18 protein-coding genes are annotated in these 16407 nt (G+C 60.3%); 1 reads left to right on the top strand and 17 read right to left on the bottom strand.

Going from position 1 to position 16407, the window contains the following annotated elements:
• Positions 1-594 precede the first annotated feature (594 nt).
• Positions 595-1056 (top strand): RHS repeat-associated core domain-containing protein, encoded by a 462-nt coding sequence (locus L9059_RS28180; protein WP_247294240.1) that lies wholly within the window; start codon positions 595-597, stop codon positions 1054-1056.
• A gap of 306 nt (positions 1057-1362) precedes the next feature.
• On the opposite strand, the gene flhB is transcribed toward L9059_RS28180, so the two are convergent.
• From flhB to fliF, 17 genes are all read right to left on the bottom strand, one after another.
• Positions 1363-2502 carry a flagellar biosynthesis protein FlhB gene (gene flhB, locus L9059_RS28175; protein WP_247294239.1) on the bottom strand — a complete coding sequence of 380 codons (1140 nt, stop codon included), beginning with the start codon at positions 2500-2502 and terminating at the stop codon, positions 1363-1365.
• Between the two features lie 3 nt (positions 2503-2505).
• Positions 2506-3291, bottom strand: a complete 786-nt coding sequence (gene fliR, locus L9059_RS28170; protein WP_247294238.1) for a flagellar biosynthetic protein FliR — start codon at positions 3289-3291, stop codon at positions 2506-2508.
• Positions 3292-3294: 3 nt separating this feature from the next.
• Entirely contained in the window at positions 3295-3564 is a 270-nt protein-coding gene (gene fliQ / locus L9059_RS28165; RefSeq protein WP_008024593.1) for a flagellar biosynthesis protein FliQ, read from the bottom strand.
• On the bottom strand, positions 3561-4319 hold the full coding sequence (gene fliP / locus L9059_RS28160) for a flagellar type III secretion system pore protein FliP (protein WP_247294237.1): 759 nt from the start codon (positions 4317-4319) through the stop codon (positions 3561-3563). Before fliP ends, fliQ begins: the two co-directional genes overlap by 4 nt.
• Positions 4319-4759: a flagellar biosynthetic protein FliO gene (fliO, locus tag L9059_RS28155; protein WP_247294236.1), complete on the bottom strand. Its 441-nt coding sequence runs from the start codon at positions 4757-4759 to the stop codon at positions 4319-4321. Before fliO ends, fliP begins: the two co-directional genes overlap by 1 nt.
• Positions 4760-5218, bottom strand: coding sequence for a flagellar motor switch protein FliN (fliN, locus tag L9059_RS28150; protein ID WP_247294242.1), 459 nt, complete (start codon positions 5216-5218; stop codon positions 4760-4762).
• A 66-nt stretch (positions 5219-5284) separates the two neighbouring features.
• On the bottom strand, positions 5285-6253 hold the full coding sequence (gene fliM / locus L9059_RS28145; RefSeq protein ID WP_247294234.1) for a flagellar motor switch protein FliM: 969 nt from the start codon (positions 6251-6253) through the stop codon (positions 5285-5287).
• A gap of 9 nt (positions 6254-6262) precedes the next feature.
• Entirely contained in the window at positions 6263-6763 is a 501-nt protein-coding gene (gene fliL / locus L9059_RS28140; protein ID WP_247294232.1) for a flagellar basal body-associated protein FliL, read from the bottom strand.
• 195 nt (positions 6764-6958) lie between these two features.
• Positions 6959-8236 carry a flagellar hook-length control protein FliK gene (locus L9059_RS28135; RefSeq protein WP_247294230.1) on the bottom strand — a complete coding sequence of 426 codons (1278 nt, stop codon included), beginning with the start codon at positions 8234-8236 and terminating at the stop codon, positions 6959-6961.
• Positions 8237-8318: 82 nt separating this feature from the next.
• The gene (locus tag L9059_RS28130) at positions 8319-8681 is read right to left on the bottom strand and encodes an Hpt domain-containing protein (RefSeq protein WP_247294228.1); all 363 of its coding nucleotides are present in this window, start codon (positions 8679-8681) and stop codon (positions 8319-8321) included.
• A 31-nt stretch (positions 8682-8712) separates the two neighbouring features.
• Positions 8713-10419 carry an ATP-binding SpoIIE family protein phosphatase gene (locus L9059_RS28125; protein WP_247294241.1) on the bottom strand — a complete coding sequence of 569 codons (1707 nt, stop codon included), beginning with the start codon at positions 10417-10419 and terminating at the stop codon, positions 8713-8715.
• A gap of 5 nt (positions 10420-10424) precedes the next feature.
• Positions 10425-10724, bottom strand: coding sequence for an STAS domain-containing protein (locus tag L9059_RS28120; protein WP_247294227.1), 300 nt, complete (start codon positions 10722-10724; stop codon positions 10425-10427).
• A 269-nt stretch (positions 10725-10993) separates the two neighbouring features.
• Positions 10994-11443: a flagellar export protein FliJ gene (gene fliJ / locus L9059_RS28115; protein WP_247294226.1), complete on the bottom strand. Its 450-nt coding sequence runs from the start codon at positions 11441-11443 to the stop codon at positions 10994-10996.
• 6 nt (positions 11444-11449) lie between these two features.
• A complete protein-coding gene (fliI, locus tag L9059_RS28110; protein WP_247294225.1) occupies positions 11450-12808 on the bottom strand; it encodes a flagellar protein export ATPase FliI in 1359 nt (452 codons plus the stop codon).
• A complete protein-coding gene (gene fliH, locus L9059_RS28105; protein WP_247294224.1) occupies positions 12798-13598 on the bottom strand; it encodes a flagellar assembly protein FliH in 801 nt (266 codons plus the stop codon). The genes fliI and fliH overlap by 11 nt, the downstream gene beginning before the upstream one ends.
• A gap of 7 nt (positions 13599-13605) precedes the next feature.
• Entirely contained in the window at positions 13606-14625 is a 1020-nt protein-coding gene (gene fliG, locus L9059_RS28100) for a flagellar motor switch protein FliG (protein ID WP_008021334.1), read from the bottom strand.
• Positions 14618-16405, bottom strand: coding sequence for a flagellar basal-body MS-ring/collar protein FliF (fliF, locus tag L9059_RS28095; RefSeq protein WP_247294223.1), 1788 nt, complete (start codon positions 16403-16405; stop codon positions 14618-14620). Before fliF ends, fliG begins: the two co-directional genes overlap by 8 nt.
• Positions 16406-16407: the final 2 nt, after the last annotated feature.

The raw sequence follows: 16407 nt of genomic DNA, 5'->3' as shown, positions 1-16407 counted from the left end.
CCAAAACCTGCGACCGCGCACAATCAGGACACCGCATCAGCTGATCTACGACTGCTGCGCAGCCGAACGGGAGCAAGCTCCCTCGCCACAATTGAACGCTGCTGCGGAGATTTCTGTCACGACCGATGAAATGTAAAACCTATCTGTTCTGCTAGTACCCAACCATCGCAAACTCGCCAATACTGAGTTCCCACTCTTCGGATCTTGGGGCAATCACCCATGCCATCACCGCGCGAAACCGTGCTCTGCCAATATCACTACGATGCCCTTGATCGCCTAATTAGCCACGCCTTGCCAGACACCCCGAAGCGCCAGCGTTTCTACTGCAAAAGCAGGCTGGCCTCCGAAATACAGGGGGCGATGCGCTACTCGATAGTCCAGCATGGGGACCAGTTGTTGGCACTACAAACGCGCGATCACCACTGGATTACTGGCTAGCGATTCTCGGCGTTCGGTACCGGCCAGACTCAAGGAACATCAGACACGAGACACCGTCGCCTACTCACCCTACGGCCACTGCCCCCCCCCGGAAGTAATTTACCTGGACTGCTCAGTTTCAACGACGAACGACGGGAACAAGTAACGGGTCACTATGTGCTGGGTAATGGTTACCGCGCGTACAATCCTGTTTTGATGCGTTTCAATAGTCCGGATAGCTTGAGTCCACTCGGTGAAGGTGGGCTGAATTCATACGCATACTGTCAAGGTAATCCAGCAAACAACACGGACAGCTCTGGACAGGTGATGGATTCAATAGTCAGACGATGGCTTAACAGATGGCGCAACAAGACAAAACTTTTAAAACAACGATCAGAAAACCCAAAATTATACATCACCAATGAGCGATCCACTTTCGAACACAGAATGGTAACAATGCCTTACGCCCCATTAAATCCTGATCAACATTTCCCAATTACAATGCTGTCTTCTGCAAAGGACGTGACGTCTATACCTTCCCCCAGAGAGCTAAACAAGCTCTCTTATACAAGATCAGAAATAGTGGGTCGAAGAGCAAAACACCTAAATTTCATTTTCACCTCCAAAAAAGAGCTCTAGGTTTCGACCACTGGTCATCAATACTTAAGTGACATGACCGGAAATCCAGAACTCATCAGCGCCGGCCAGTTAAGCGAAGCTGACGGAGGGAGCCGATTTATAATCGAAAATAACTCAGGACATTTCATACCTGATTTCATGTCGTTAAAACCCGTCCGAACGCACTTGGAAAGTCTCGGCGTAAAAACGATAACTACAATACGCAAATGGACATAACCACGATCAGTGGTCGAAAAGGAAAACAAGGCGTCGAGCTGAAGGGTATCCGTGATTTCGACTGACCTCATCGCGGCCACTGCAGAATAATCAGGAATCGCGCCGCAAATCCGGCGGAATCGGCAAGTCATCCTTGAGCGGATCCGGGCGCTTGCCCTTGCCCGCCTTGTATTGACGAATCTGATAGACATACGCCAGCACCTGGGCAACCGCCAGGTACAAGCCACCGGGTATTTCCTGATCCAGTTCCGTGGAGTAATAAATCGACCGCGCCAACGCCGGCGACTCCAGCAACAGCACATTATTTGCCACGGCAATTTCACGCATCTTCAACGCCAGGAAATCACTGCCCTTGGCCACCAGCATTGGTGCGCCGCCCTTGTCCGGGTCGTACTTGAGTGCCACGGCGTAGTGGGTCGGGTTGGTGATGACCACGTCAGCATCGGGAATCGCCGCCATCATCCGCCGCTGGGACATGTCACGCTGCAGTTGCCGGATGCGCTGCTTCACCTCCGGCCGCCCTTCCTGATCCTTGTGCTCGTCGCGGACTTCCTGCTTGGTCATCTTCAGTTTCTTGGCGCTTTCCCAGAGCTGCACCGGCACGTCCACTGCGGCGATGATGATCAGGCCGCAAGCCATCCATAACGCGCTCCAGCCAACCACCTGCAGGCTATGGATGATCGCCATGTCCAGTGGCTCGTGGGCGATGCGCAGCAGGTCGTCGATGTCCGAGGACAATACGGCCAGGGCCACGAACAGAATGATGAAGAATTTGGCCAGGGCCTTGAGCAGTTCCATTACCGCCTTGGACGAGAACATGCGCTTGAGGCCGGCGCCGGGGTTCATGCGGCTGAACTTGGGCGCCATGGTGCCGGCGGAGAACAGCCAGCCACCCAGAGAAATAGGGCCGATGAGGGCCGCGAGCAACAAGGTGATCATCACCGGCTGGATGGCCAGCAAGGCGATTAGCCCGGAGTGCAACAAGTAGGTGCCCATGGCACGCTGGTCAAGCACCACTTCACGGGGCAATGTGAAATTCATGCGCATCAGCTCCATCAGTTCCTGGGCCAGTGCGCCGCCGAAAATCAGTAGTGCACCGGAACCGGCGAGCATGATGGCCAGGGTGTTGAGCTCTTTGGAACGGGCAATCTCGCCCTTCTCCCGGGCGTCTTTTTTCTTTTTCTCCGTGGGGTCTTCTGTCTTGTCCTGACCGCTCTCGCTCTCTGCCATGACTCAGCGCGCCCGTGCCAGTTCGCGCAACCACTGCAAAGCCTCGGAGGCCAGTGGTTGATACTGATTGATGATGTCGGCCAACCCGACCCAGACGATGAACAGCCCGAGCACCAGGGTCAGAGGGAAGCCGATGGAGAAAATGTTGAGTTGCGGCGCCGCCCGGGTCATCACGCCAAACGCAATGTTGACCACCAGCAGCGCCGTGATCGCCGGTAAGACCAGCAGCAGCGCGGCCCCCAGGACCCAGCCCAGCTTGCCCGCCAGCTCCCAGAAATGCGTAACCATCAGGCCACTGCCGACCGGCAACGTGGTGAAGCTTTCCGTGAGGATTTCGAAGACGACCAGATGGCCGTTCATGGACAGGAACAGCAGCGTGACCAACATGGTGAAGAACTGCCCGATCACCGCCACCGAGACACCGTTGGTGGGGTCGACCATCGAGGCGAAGCCCATGCCCATCTGAATCGAGACGATCTGCCCGGCCACCACGAACGCCTGGAAAAACAGCTGCAAGGCGAAGCCCAGGATCGCACCGATGAGGATCTGCTCGGCGATCAGCAGCAGGCCACTCAGGTCCAGCGCATTCACCGGGGGCATCGGCGGCAGGCCTGGGACTATCACGACGGTGATGGCCAGCGCGAAGTACAGGCGCACACGAGTGGGAACGAGGGTCGTGCCGACGATGGGCATGACCATCAGCAGCGCGCCGACGCGAAACAGCGGCAACATGAAGGTCGCCACCCACGTGCTGATCTGGGTATCGGTCAGTTGCAGCAGGGACTGCATGGCTTAGCCAATGACCCGGGGAATATTGCCGTACAACTGCAGGATGTATTCCATGAAGGTCTGCACCAGCCACGGGCCGGCAACAATCAGCGTGACCAGCATCACCAGCAGACGCGGCAGGAAGCTCAACGTCTGTTCGTTGATCTGGGTCGCGGCCTGGAACATCGCCACCAGCAACCCCACCAGCAAGCTCGGGATCACCAGTACGGCCACCATCATGGTGGTCAGCCACAACGCCTCGCGGAAGATGTCTACCGCTACTTCCGGGGTCATGGCGACACACCGCCGAAACTGCTGGCGAGCGTGCCGATGATCAACGCCCAGCCATCCACCAGTACGAACAGCATGATCTTGAACGGCAGGGAAATGATCAGCGGCGACAACATCATCATACCCATCGCCATCAGCACACTGGCCACGACCAGGTCGATGATCAGAAACGGAATGAAGATCATGAAACCGATCTGGAACGCGGTCTTCAACTCGGAGGTGACAAATGCCGGCACCAGAATGGTCAGCGGCGCCTGATCTGGCGTAGCGATGTCGGTGCGCTTGGACAGGCGCATGAACAGTTCCAGGTCGCTGCTGCGGGTCTGCGCCAGCATGAAGTCCTTGATGGGCACCTGGGCCTTGGCCACGGCGTCCTGGGCGCTGAGTTTTTCCGCCAGATACGGTTGCAGGGCATCCTGGTTAACCCGGTCGAACACCGGCGCCATGATGAACAGGGTGAGGAACAGCGCCATGCCCGTGAGGATCTGGTTCGAAGGCGTCTGCTGCAGGCCCAAGGCCTGGCGCAGGATCGAGAAGACGATGATGATCCGAGTGAAACTGGTCATTAGCATGACGAACGCCGGGATGAAGCTCAGCGCCGTCATGATCAGCAGGATCTGCAGACTGACCGAATATTCCTGGGCGCCGTCGGCGTTGGTGCCGAGCGTGATGGCCGAGATCGACAATGGATCCGCGGCGAACGCCAGTGGTGTTGCCAGCAGCAGGGCCAGCGTCAAGACGATGCGTAGCGCACCCATTACTTCTTATCCTTCTGGTCCTTGCCCATCAGCTCCATCAAGCGCTGGGCGAACTCCGGCGTGGCTTTTTCGGAATTTGCTGGCACCTGCACCGGCTCCTTGAGCACATGCAATGCGGTAATGGTGCCAGGGCTCAGGCCGAGCAGGATCTGCTCGTTGCCGACTTGCACCAGCATCAAACGATCACGCGGACCGAGTGCGCGGGAGCCGATCAACTCGATTACCTGGCCTTTGCCGGCAGGACCTGCCTGCTGCACCCGGCGCAGCAACCAGGCGAGGAAGAAGATCAGCCCCAGCACCAGCAGCAGGCCAAACACCAGCTGCGTCAATTGCCCCGCCACGCCACTGGCAACAGCCGGCGTCGCGGCAGCCGTGGCCACCGGTTCGGCCGCCAGGGCACTCAAGGGCAATGCCAACAGAAACCCCAGGACCCTGTTCACTCAGCGCAGCTTCTTGATGCGTTCGCTTGGGCTGATCACGTCTGTCAGGCGGATGCCGAACTTCTCGTTGACCACCACCACTTCGCCGTGGGCGATGAGCGTGCCATTGACCAGCACGTCCAGTGGCTCACCGGCCAGGCGATCGAGCTCGATCACCGAACCCTGGTTGAGCTGCAGCAGGTTGCGGATGTTGATATCGGTGCTGCCCACTTCCATGGAAATCGACACCGGAATATCGAGGATCACGTCCAGGTTCGGACCGTCCAAGGTCACCGGCTCGTGGTTTTTCGGCGAAGCGCCGAACTCTTCCATTTGCAGGCGATTGGACGGCGAGCCGCCGGTATCAGCGGCCAGCAGCGCGTCGATCTCGTCCTGCGAGGCATCACCGGATTCTTCAAGGGCCGCAGCCCATTCATCAGCCAGTGCCTGGTCGTCCTGGGAATTCATATCGCTAGCCATCATGTGTCCTCGGCGAGCGTCCATATCGGATGGACGCCGTCAGTTAAAAACGAATAAAGACGCCGATCACCGGCGCTCGATCGGCTCGATCACCTGCAACGCGAGGTTGCCTTTGTGCGAGCCCATCTTGACCTTGAACGCAGGCACGCCATTGGCGCGCATGATCATTGTTTCCGGCATGTCCACCGGAATGATGTCCCCCGGCTGCATGTGCAGGATGTCCCGCAGGCGCAATTGACGGCGGGCAACAGTGGCGCCGATCGGCACATCGACGTCCATCACGTCCTGACGCAGGGCATTGACCCAGCGCTCGTCCTGATCGTCGAGGTCCGACTGGAAGCCGGCATCGAGCATCTCGCGCACCGGTTCGATCATCGAGTACGGCATGGTGATGTGCAGGTCGCCACCACCGCCGTCGAGTTCGATGTGGAAAGTCGACACCACAATCGCCTCGCTCGGGCCGACGATGTTGGCCATGGCCGGGTTCACTTCCGAGTTGATGTACTCGAAGTTGACTTCCATGATCGCCTGCCAGGCCTCCTTCAAGTCGATGAACGCCTGCTCCAGCACCATGCGCACCACACGCAGCTCGGTTGGGGTGAATTCGCGCCCCTCAATCTTGGCATGGCGACCGTCGCCGCCGAAGAAATTGTCCACCAGCTTGAACACCAGCTTGGCGTCGAGAATGAACAAGGCGGTGCCGCGTAACGGTTTGATCTTGACCAGGTTGAGACTGGTCGGCACGTACAGCGAGTGCACGTATTCGCCGAACTTCATCACCTGCACGCCACCGACCGCCACGTCTGCCGAGCGGCGCAGCAGGTTGAACATGCTGATGCGCGTGTAGCGCGCGAAACGCTCGTTGATCATCTCCAGGGTCGGCATGCGTCCGCGGACGATGCGATCCTGGCTGGTCAGGTCGTAGCTTTTGACGGCGCCGGGTTCGGCAGCGTTGTCGGTCTGCACCAGGCCATCGTCGACGCCATGCAACAACGCATCGATTTCATCCTGGGACAGCAGGTCCTGCACGGCCATGTCGTGTTCCTACTGCAGTACGAAATTAGTGAAAAGCAACTGTTCGATGGCGACCTTGCCGAGTTCTTTCTGCGCCACTTCCTGGACGCTGGCGGTGGCCTTCTGACGCAACATTTCCTGTCCGACCGGCGAGGCCAGGGTGGCGAAGTCCTGCCCGGAGAACAGCATCACCAGGTTGTTGCGGATGACCGGCATGTGCACCTTGAGCGCTTCCACGTCGGCCTGGTTACGGCCCATCATGGTGATACTCACCTGCATGTAGCGCTGGCGACCGTTCTGGTTGTAGTTGGTCACGAATGCCGGCAGCAACGGCTCGAAGACTGCTGCCTGCTTGCCCTCCACGGCGGTTTCGGCAACGGCGACAGGCTTGCTTTGAGCGCTGTGCATGAAGAACCAGGTAGCCCCCACGGACACCCCGATCGCCAGCAGCAGTGCTACCACGACCAGTATGATCAGCTTGAGTTTGCCTTTGGTTGCAGGGTCTTTTACTGCTGCGTCGCTCTTCGCCATGCCAATAATCCGTCACTATTCGGGGTTTCACAGTTGCACGGCAAGGCAAGAGCAAGTGTTATGCCATGTAGGGAAAATCGAGTGGGGATGGAAGTGCAAAAGATCGCAGCCTGCGGCAGCTCCTACAGTGGGATGGTGTACACCCTGTAGGAGCTGCCGCAGGCTGCGATCTTTTGAGAGGGCACCGCCAAATTTTCAAGCGTAATAGTCGACCGCACTGGAGCCGATCACGCTGGTGGCGACCACTTGCGCAACTGCCGGGGCAAGGTCTTCACCCATGGGATCCAGGCGACCGCCATTGGCGCCTGCGCGCCCTGCCTGGCTCTGTTGGGCCTGCTGCTGATCCTGGCCCCGGGACTGATCGGAAACATTGACGTCGACCTGCCCCATGCCCTGCTGCACGAACATCTCGCGCAGTCGGTGCATTTGCCCGTCCAGCGCCTCGCGAACGCCGGGATGGGCGCTCATGAAGGTCACTTGGGTCTGCTGGTCGGGCACCATGTTCACCCGGATGTCCAGACGACCAAGCTCAGCCGGTTGCAGTTGGATATCGGCAGCCTTGAGGTTGGCGCTGGAAAGGTACATGACGCGGTTGACCACTTCTTCGGTCCAGCCGCTCTGGTGCATGGCAATCGGCTGGTTCACCGGGATCGCATTGGCGGTTTTCGGTGTAGCCGCCTGGGTCAGCGCGGCCAGGCGGCTGGCGAAATCTTCGACGCGGGTATCACTGCTCGAGGCCTTCAAATCCTTGAGTCCATCATCAATCAGGCCGCTGAAGGCCTTCTCCCCGCCCTGGCTGGTGCTGTCCTTGTCGGCCTGCACATCCAGCATATTGGCCAGGCCAGAGGCGAAGTTCTGCGCCGAAGTCGGCTCGCCGTCAGCCTGGGCGTGGGCGGGAGAAGCGCTGGCTTGCGCCTGGCTGGAGGCGGACACATGCCCGCTCTGTTCCATGGCCATGCGCACGGCAGGCAGTGCATCGAGCGGGTCGGCTTGCGGGTCGAAATCGGGGTCGGCAGCGACGGCTGCAGCCGCCAGTGCTGCGGCGGTAGCGGGGTCAAGCGCAGGCTCGGTGGCTGTCGCAGGAGTGGCGGGTTGAGACTCAACCACGGGTGTGGTTGCAGGATCAGCAGCCACCGTTGTGCCGCAGGCCTCGTCAGTGGCGACCTTATCGGCCGGCGCCGGTTTATCGGCGGGCAAGGATTTGCCGCTATCGGCAACGGAGGGTTTCGCGGCGGCAGACTTGTCGTTGCCCAAGTCCTTCTTTGCGCTGAAGTCAGGCGACTTGTCGCGCAAACTGCGGGCCGGTCCATCGAACCCCTGCGCAGGCCTGGCTTGCTCCTGCCGAGCGTAGACTTTAGCGAAGCTTGAGGCCTTGTCCGCTGGCTCGGCAGGCGACGCCAACGGATTGGCGGACGCGGGTTGAGCCTTGGCCTTGGCGGCGGCCTGAAGCAGCAAATTCGGGGTAACGGGCATGGGACAGTCTCCGCCGCACTGTGGTCGATGATACAAGTGAGGGGAATACTGCAAAGGTCGAGCCAGGTTTACGTAACTGACGCTAGGCAGACGGAGGGGTGCGACTGGCCGCGAGCGAACGCTCTGCTTCGTATAGAGGACGAACCAAAGCAAACTCGGAGTCGATTTCATCCACGAGTTTTTCGATATCAGCCGGTTTGGCGCTTTTGGCGCGCTGCTCCAACTCGCTGCACAGCCCTGCAAGCCGATCCGCGCCCATATTGCTGCTGCTGCCTTTAAAACTGTGGGCAGTTTCCATCAATTGCACGGCATCCCGCGTTCCGCGCAAAAGACTCAACCGCTCCTCAGCATCGGCGAGAAAAGTATCCAGCAACATCGGATACTCAGCTTCCATGATTTCCTGCAACGCGAGCAAAGAATCGCGATTGAGATGTGGGTCAACCACTTGTTCACTCCTTGATCAAGAATGGGCAGGATTATGCCAGAGCCTCCCAGAAAAACTCCACGCGAGCACTGCGACCATCGTCGAACCACACAGCATTACGCCCCAATTGCCGGACCAGGCTGATCCCGCGACCCGACAAACGGACACTGTCCACCGGTCGCTGCAGCACCCGCGCGACGTCAAATCCTTTACCACTGTCTTCCACCCGAATGGTCAGGCACCCGCCCTCGCCCTCCGGCACCACCTGCAGGAGCACTCGCACATAACCACCGTCCAGGGCATCCAGGCGCATATTGCGCTCCTGATAATAGCGGGCAAATCCCTGGGCATCACGCTTGAGACTGGAATCAAGCCCGAGCACGCCGTGCTCCAGGGCATTGGAATACAGTTCTGCCAGCACACTGTACAGCGCCCCACTCTGGGCCCGCAGACCATGCACCTCACTGAGCAGTTGCAACAGGTATGGCAGCGGATTGAAGCGCTTGAGCGAGGCGGCGCGAAATTCGAAGCTGACGGACCAGTCCAGCGGGCACGACTGTCCACTGTCGGAGTAGACCAATGCCGGCGGTCGCATCTGCGCCGCATCCAGCAGGCTGACTTCGAGCAGACTGACATCGTCCCGGGCCTCACCGCGAAAATCATCCAATGCCTGCTCGATTTCCTGGAACAGCGCATCCGGCTGCCGATTGGCGGCAAACACCTGCTGCAGCCGCTCCACTCCGAATAGTTGTTCATTGGCATCGCAAGTGTCGATCACACCATCGGACAACAGGAACAACCGATCGCCCACAGCCATGGGCAGCACTTCGGTCCGGTCGTCGAACGCTTGCGGGTTCAACACACCCAGCGGCAAATGCCTGGCCGGCAACGGCGTGCGCTCGCCACTGGCGATCCGGTGCAGATAGCCGTCGGGCATGCCGCCATTCCAGACTTCCACCGAGCGGCGCTGAAAGCTCAGGCACAGCAGCGTCGCGCAGCAGAACATGTCCACCGGCAGGATGCGCTTGAGCTTGGCATTCATCTCGCGCAGGGTTTCCGAGAGCCCGTAGCCCTTGATAGTCATGCCATAGAAAACCTCGGCCAGGGGCATGGCCCCGACGGCGGCAGGCAAGCCATGGCCGGTGAAGTCCCCGAGCAGCACGTGCATGTCACCTGCGGGGGTATACGCGGCCAGCAGCAGATCGCCGTTGAACAGCGCATAGGGCGATTGCAGGTAGCGGATGTTGGGGGCATTCAGGCAACCGGAGTGCGCCACCTTGTCGAATACCGCCTTGGCTACGCGCTGCTCATTCAGCAGGTACTCGTGATGACGGGCGATCTGGTCACGCTGCTGAAGCACCGTGGCCTGCAAGCGGCGCAAGCGGTCCATCGCCTTGATCTTGGCGGCGAGGATCACCTGGTTGTAGGGCTTCGCCAGAAAGTCGTCGCCGCCAGCCTCCAGGCAGCGTGCCAGGGCTTCGCTTTCAGTGAGCGAGGTGAGGAAGATGATCGGCACCAGGGTTTCCCCGGCCAACACCTTGATCTGTCGTGCGGCTTCGAAACCGTCCATCACCGGCATCATGGCGTCCATCAACACCAGTTGCGGGCGCTGTGAACGAAACGCTTCGACGGCCTCGGCGCCGTTGGCTGCGGTCAGCACCGCATGGCCCTGACGGCGGACGATGGTGGACAGCAACAGGCGATCGGCCGCACTGTCCTCGGCGATCAGGATTGTTAGTGCCTCGAACGACACCTGCACCGGATTCAACTGATGTCGAACAGTTTGTCGAAATTGGAAATGGCGAGGATCTTCTTCACGTCGATGCTGCTATTGACCACCCGAATATCGGAGTGGTCGCCGCCAGCGTGATCACGCAGCAACAACAGCATGCCTAGTGCGGAGCTATCGAGGTAGGTGGCGTCCTTCAGATCGACCACTACGGCATTGAGAGCCTTGTGCTCATAGGACTCGCGAAACGCCTGATGCTTGGCGAAATCGAAACGGCCCTTGATTGATATCGTCAGTTTTTGCCCATCCGGGGAAACTTCTGTGACGACTGACATTGTTGGCTTCCTTGTCGTGGGGGAACTAGCTTGTACAAGGTTTAGCACTTGGCGCAGGTCGGGGCAAGGTTGGAGATCGGTGGCGCCCATGAATACACCCTGATTCTTGTAGGAGCGAGCTTGTTCCGGGCGGCGTTCCTACGATGGGCGTCAACGATCACGCGGGCTGCCTGACACCCCCTGGTGCTCCCAGGTTTTTCGCGAGCAAGCTCGCTCCTAAAGGGAATCGGGGGGGTGTCAGGCGCCCATGGCGAGCCGGGGCGTAGCATTCAATAAGGGTTTTGCCTCGGCAAGCGCTGGGACAATTCATCCAGCAGCTTCTGCTCGCGCCTGTCTTCCAGGCGGCGCGCCTCGTCCATGTAGCGCAGCACCAGCTTGCGCAAACCTTCCACTCGGGCATACGCCTGTTGCCAGGTATCGCGCGCCTTGTTCAGGTTGTTCTGGTGCCAGGCAAGGCTTTGCCGCTGCTGATCGATGGCTGTGCCCAGTTGCGCGAGAAAGCCCTGGTAGCCAAGCAACCACTGGCCGGATACGCCGCTGCTGCCGCGCACGATCCATTGTTCCTGATAATCGAGGCGAAAGGCTTCAAGGTCGGCGAGTTTGCTTTCGGCCAGGCGCACCTGGCCCTGGAAGTGCCCAAGGCGCTGCACCGCAGCTTTCTCGACCTTCTCAGCCATTTCCACCACGGGCGCCAGGCGCGAGGCTCGACTCTGGGCCATGGCCGGTTAGCCGCCGGCCGCTGGGGCGAAGATCGAGCCCAGATAGGCCTCACTCTCGGCCAGGCTGATGTTGTCGTTCAAGCCCTGGCGCAGGTACTTGACCAGCTGCGGTTGCAGGGCAATCGCCAGATCGGTCTCGCGGTCACCGCCGGCGACGTAGGCGCCGACGCTGATCAGGTCGCGGCTCTGCTGATAACGCGACCACAGCTGCTTGAAATATTGCGCCCGGGTCATGTGCTCCGGCGTCACCACCGAGGGCATCACCCGGCTGATGGACGCTTCGATATCGATGGCCGGGTAGTGACCTTCCTCAGCCAACCGCCGTGACAGCACGATGTGACCGTCGAGCACGCCTCGAGCGGAGTCGGCAATCGGGTCCTGCTGGTCATCACCTTCGGACAGCACCGTGTAGAACGCGGTGATCGAGCCCCCGCCCTTCTCAGCATTACCCGCGCGCTCGACCAGTTTCGGCAACTTGGCAAATACCGAAGGCGGGTAACCCTTGGTCGCTGGCGGTTCGCCAATGGCCAGGGCAATTTCCCGCTGGGCCTGGGCGAAACGGGTCAGGGAGTCCATAAGTAAAAGGACATTCTTGCCCTTGTCGCGAAAGTATTCGGCGATGCGCGTGCAGTACATCGCTGCACGCAGGCGCATCAGTGGCGCGTCGTCCGCCGGTGAAGCCACTACCACCGAACGCTTGAGCCCTTCCTCGCCGAGGATGTGCTCGATGAATTCCTTCACTTCGCGCCCGCGCTCGCCGATCAAGCCCACGACCACGATGTCGGCCTCGGTGAAGCGGGTCATCATGCCCAACAACACACTCTTGCCCACGCCGGTACCGGCAAACAGGCCCAAACGCTGGCCGCGACCCACCGTCAACAATCCATTGATCGAGCGGATACCGACGTCCAGCGGCTCACTGATCGGTTCGCGTTTCAGCGGGTTGATCGTCGGGCCATCCATCGGCACCCAGTCTTCGGCTTTCATCCCGCCCTTGCCGTCCAGCGCACGACCGGCGCCGTCCAGCACCCGGCCGAGCATGCTCATGCCCATCGGCAAGCGACCGGCATCAGCCAACGGCACCACCCGGGCGCCTGGCGCAATGCCGGCGACGCTACCGACCGGCATCAGGAATACCTTGTTACCGGAGAAGCCCATGACTTCGGCTTCCACCTGCACAGGCTGATAACTGTCGTCGTTGATGACCATGCAGCGGCTGCCCATGGCGGCGCGCAAACCTTCGGCTTCGAGGGTCAGGCCGACCATACGCAACAGACGACCTTCCAGGATCGGCCCGCCGGTCAGTTGAGTGGCCTCGGCGTAACTGCCCAGACGCTTGGCGAAGCTGGTGCGGTCAAGGCGCATCAGGTTCGTCCGCCGCCGGGGCGACTGGTGGCGGATTGCGCCCCGACAGGTCCAGGCTCAAGTCCGCGACAGCGGGATGCAGGGCCTGTTCGTGGAGTTGATCGAACAGCTTGTCCATGACCCGCGCCAGGCGAGTTTCAACCGTGGCGTCGATGCGACTGTGCTCGGTCTCGACCCGGCAACCGCCCGGCAACAAAGTTTCGTCCTCGACAATGCGCCAGGTTTCTTCATGGCGCTCGCGCAGGGCTTTGACCTGTTCGAAATCCTGCGGATTGATGTACAGCCGCACGTTACCCACGCCCAGCGGCAACAGCTTGAGCGCATCGCGCATGACGTGTTCAAGCTGGGTCGAATCGATCGCCAGTTCGCGCTGGATGACCTGTTTGGTGATGTGCTGTACCAAGTCGACCAGGGACTTCTCAATCTGGGTGTCCTGCTCGGCGATGGGCTCGAACAATTGACCCATGAGCTTTTCCAGCGCGCCGACTTTCGCCGTCAGCGCCGCTTCGGCTTCCTGGCGAACCTTGAGCGTGGTGCTGTGGAAACCTTCACGTTCGCCCGTGGCGAAGCCTTCGTTGTAGGCCTCCTGGCGAATGCTTTCGAGCTCTTCGAGGGTCAGCGGCTGGACTTCATCCAGCGGCACCTCCTCCATTTCCGGCGGCTCGGGTACAGGTTCCGGCTCGGGCGGGGGGACGTAGGGATCGAAACTGGGCAATGACCAGATATCGACAGCGCTGACGTCCTTGGCACGGATCAGGTCAGTCTGAGACTCATCGTGTTTGGTCGACATGGTGACCTTAGATCATCTCTTCGCCGCCTTTCCCGCCGAGAACGATTTCTCCGGCTTCGGCCATACGGCGGGCGATGGTGAGGATTTCTTTCTGTGCGGTTTCCACGTCGCTGACGCGCACCGGGCCCTTGGCCTCGAGGTCGTCGCGCAACAGTTCGGCCGCTCGTTTGGACATGTTCTTGAAGATCTTCTCCTTGACGTTCTCGTCCGAGCCCTTGAGGGCCAGAACCAGCACGTCGGAGGAAACTTCGCGCAGCAACGCCTGGATGCCACGGTCGTCGACATCGGCCAGGTTGTTGAACACGAACATCAGGTCTTCGATCTGGCCGGACAAGTCCTCGTCGACTTCGCGGATCGAGTCCATCAGTTGCCCTTCAATCGAACTGTCGAGGAAGTTCATGATATCGGCCGCACGCTTGATGCCACCGAGGTTGGTGCGCGAGGCGTTCGAGTTGCCGGAGAACTGCTTCTCGAGAATCTGGTTGAGCTCTTTCAAGGCCGCAGGTTGCACGGTGTTCAGCGAAGATACGCGCAGGATGATGTCCAGGCGCACCTTGTGGTCGAAATTGCCCAGCACTTCGCCGGCCTGGTCCGGGTCGAGATACGCCACCACGATCGCCTGGATCTGTGGATGCTCATAGCGAATCACGTCGGCGACGGCGCGTGGTTCCATCCACTTGAGGCTGTCCAGGCCGCTGGTGTTGCCACCCAGCAGGATCCGGTCGATCAGCCCGTTGGCCTTGTCTTCGCCCAGGGCCTGGGTGAGCATCTTGCGCACGTAGTCGTCGGAACCGACACCCAGGCTGGTCTGGTCGCCGACGATGTCGACGAACTCGCTCATCACCTGCTCGACCTGCTCGCGGTGCACGTTGCCCATCTGAGCCATGGCCACGCCCACACGCTGGACCTCCTTGGGCCCCATGTGGCGCAACACCTGCGCAGCATCGGTGGAGCCCAGGGACAGCAGCAGGATCGCGGCTTTGTCGACCTTGGACAGTTTGGCGGCAACGGCTCGGTTATCACTCATCTGCGTTAATCCACTCTTTCACGACCTGGGCCACACGACCCGGATCTTCTGCCACCAGACTCTTGATTGCATTCAACTGTGCGTCATAGCCTTCGCTCGGGCTCGGCAGCAGGATGCTCTGCGGCCCGCCGAGGCTGACGCGGTCGTTGGCCAGTTCGCCGTCCAGGCCACCCATGCCACCCAACTCGACATCGCTGCCCATGCCGACCAGTTGCTTGCCTTTGCCGCCATTGGTGATGTTGTTCAACACCGGGCGCAGCACACCAAACACCAGCACGAGGATGAACAATACCCCCAACACTTGCTTGATCACATCCCAGAACCACGGCTGGGAGTAGAACGGCACATCGGCAATCACTTCGCTACGCTCAGCGGAGAACGGCATGTTGATCACGCTGACGCTGTCGCCACGGCTGGCGTCGAAGCCTACCGCGTCCTGCACCAGACGGGTGAAGCGCGCCAAATCGTCGGCGGTCCACGGCGCGCGGCTGGTTTCGCCATTCGCCGGGTTGACCTTGACCTGATCGTCCACCACCACCGACACCGACAGGCGATTCAAACGGCCCTGCTGCTGCTTGGTGTGGCTGATGGAACGGTCGAGTTCGAAGTTCTTGGTGGACTGTTGACGCTTGTCCGCAGGGTAAGGCGCAAGCATCGGCTGGCCGGTGGCCGGGTCCATGATCTGTTGACCATTGGCGTCCAGCAACGGTTGACCTGGCTGTACCATGCCGGCAGAAGCAGTACCGCCACCAGTGGTTGCAGGCGCGGACGCTGGCGAGGGTGGCTGGTTGCTCAAGGCCCCCGGTACGCCTTGCGGACCATTGCTGGTGGTGCGTTGTTCGTTGACCGACTGCTCGCTGCGCAACGCCGGCTGGTCCGGGTTGAACTGCTCGGAGGTCGATTCGACGGCGCTGAAATCGACGTCGGCGGAGACTTCAGCCTTGTAGCGATCGTTGCCCAGCACCGGCTGCAAGATGTTGTGCACGCGCTGGGTCAGCATGCTTTCCATGCGGCGGCTGTAATCGAATTGTTTGCCGGCCATGGTCAGTGCGGAGTTTTCCGCCTGGTCAGACAGCAGGTTGCCCTTCTGGTCGACCACGGTGACCTGGGACTTGCTCAGTTCCGGAACGCTGGTCGCCACCAGGTTGATGATCGCCAGTACCTGGCCAGGCTCCAGGGAGCGGCCGGAATACAGTTCGATCAGTACCGAGGCGCTGGGTTTGCGCTCGTCGCGCACGAACACCGAGCTTTTCGGAATGGCCAGGTGCACCCGGGCGCCCTTGACGTTGTTCAGGCTGGAGATGGTGCGCGCCAGTTCGCCTTCGAGGCCACGACGATAACGGGTGGCCTCCATGAACTGGCTGGTGCCCAGGCCCTGGTCCTTGTCGAGGATTTCAAAGCCGATATTGCCGTCGCTAGGAGTGACACCAGCGCCCGCCAGCTTGAGCCGCGCGCGCGACAGGTCTTCGGCCTTGACCAGCAAGGCGCCGGAATTGGGTTCGACGGAGTAGGCAATGTCAGCGGCCGCCAGGGTATCCATGACCTGCTTGGCGTCCATCCCGGCGAGACTGCCGTACAGCGGACGGTAGTCCGGTTGCTGGGACCACAGGACCACGGCAAAGCCAATGGCTACGCTCGCCGCCAATCCGACCAACAGGCCGACCTGACGCAACATGGTCATCTGGGAAAGGTTTTCCAGGAAGGACAAGCCGAACAGCGGCGGTTTGCCGTCTATTGCGCTGGCCTTGGCCGGAACGTTATCGCTGGCTGCTTCTGCCATGA

Origin of the sequence: Pseudomonas violetae, from assembly GCF_023072615.1 — a bacterium.
GTDB classification, from domain to species: Bacteria; Pseudomonadota; Gammaproteobacteria; order Pseudomonadales; family Pseudomonadaceae; genus Aquipseudomonas; species Aquipseudomonas violetae.
Note: the sequence above shows the minus strand (reverse complement) of the source record. Positions and strands in the feature narration are given on the sequence as shown.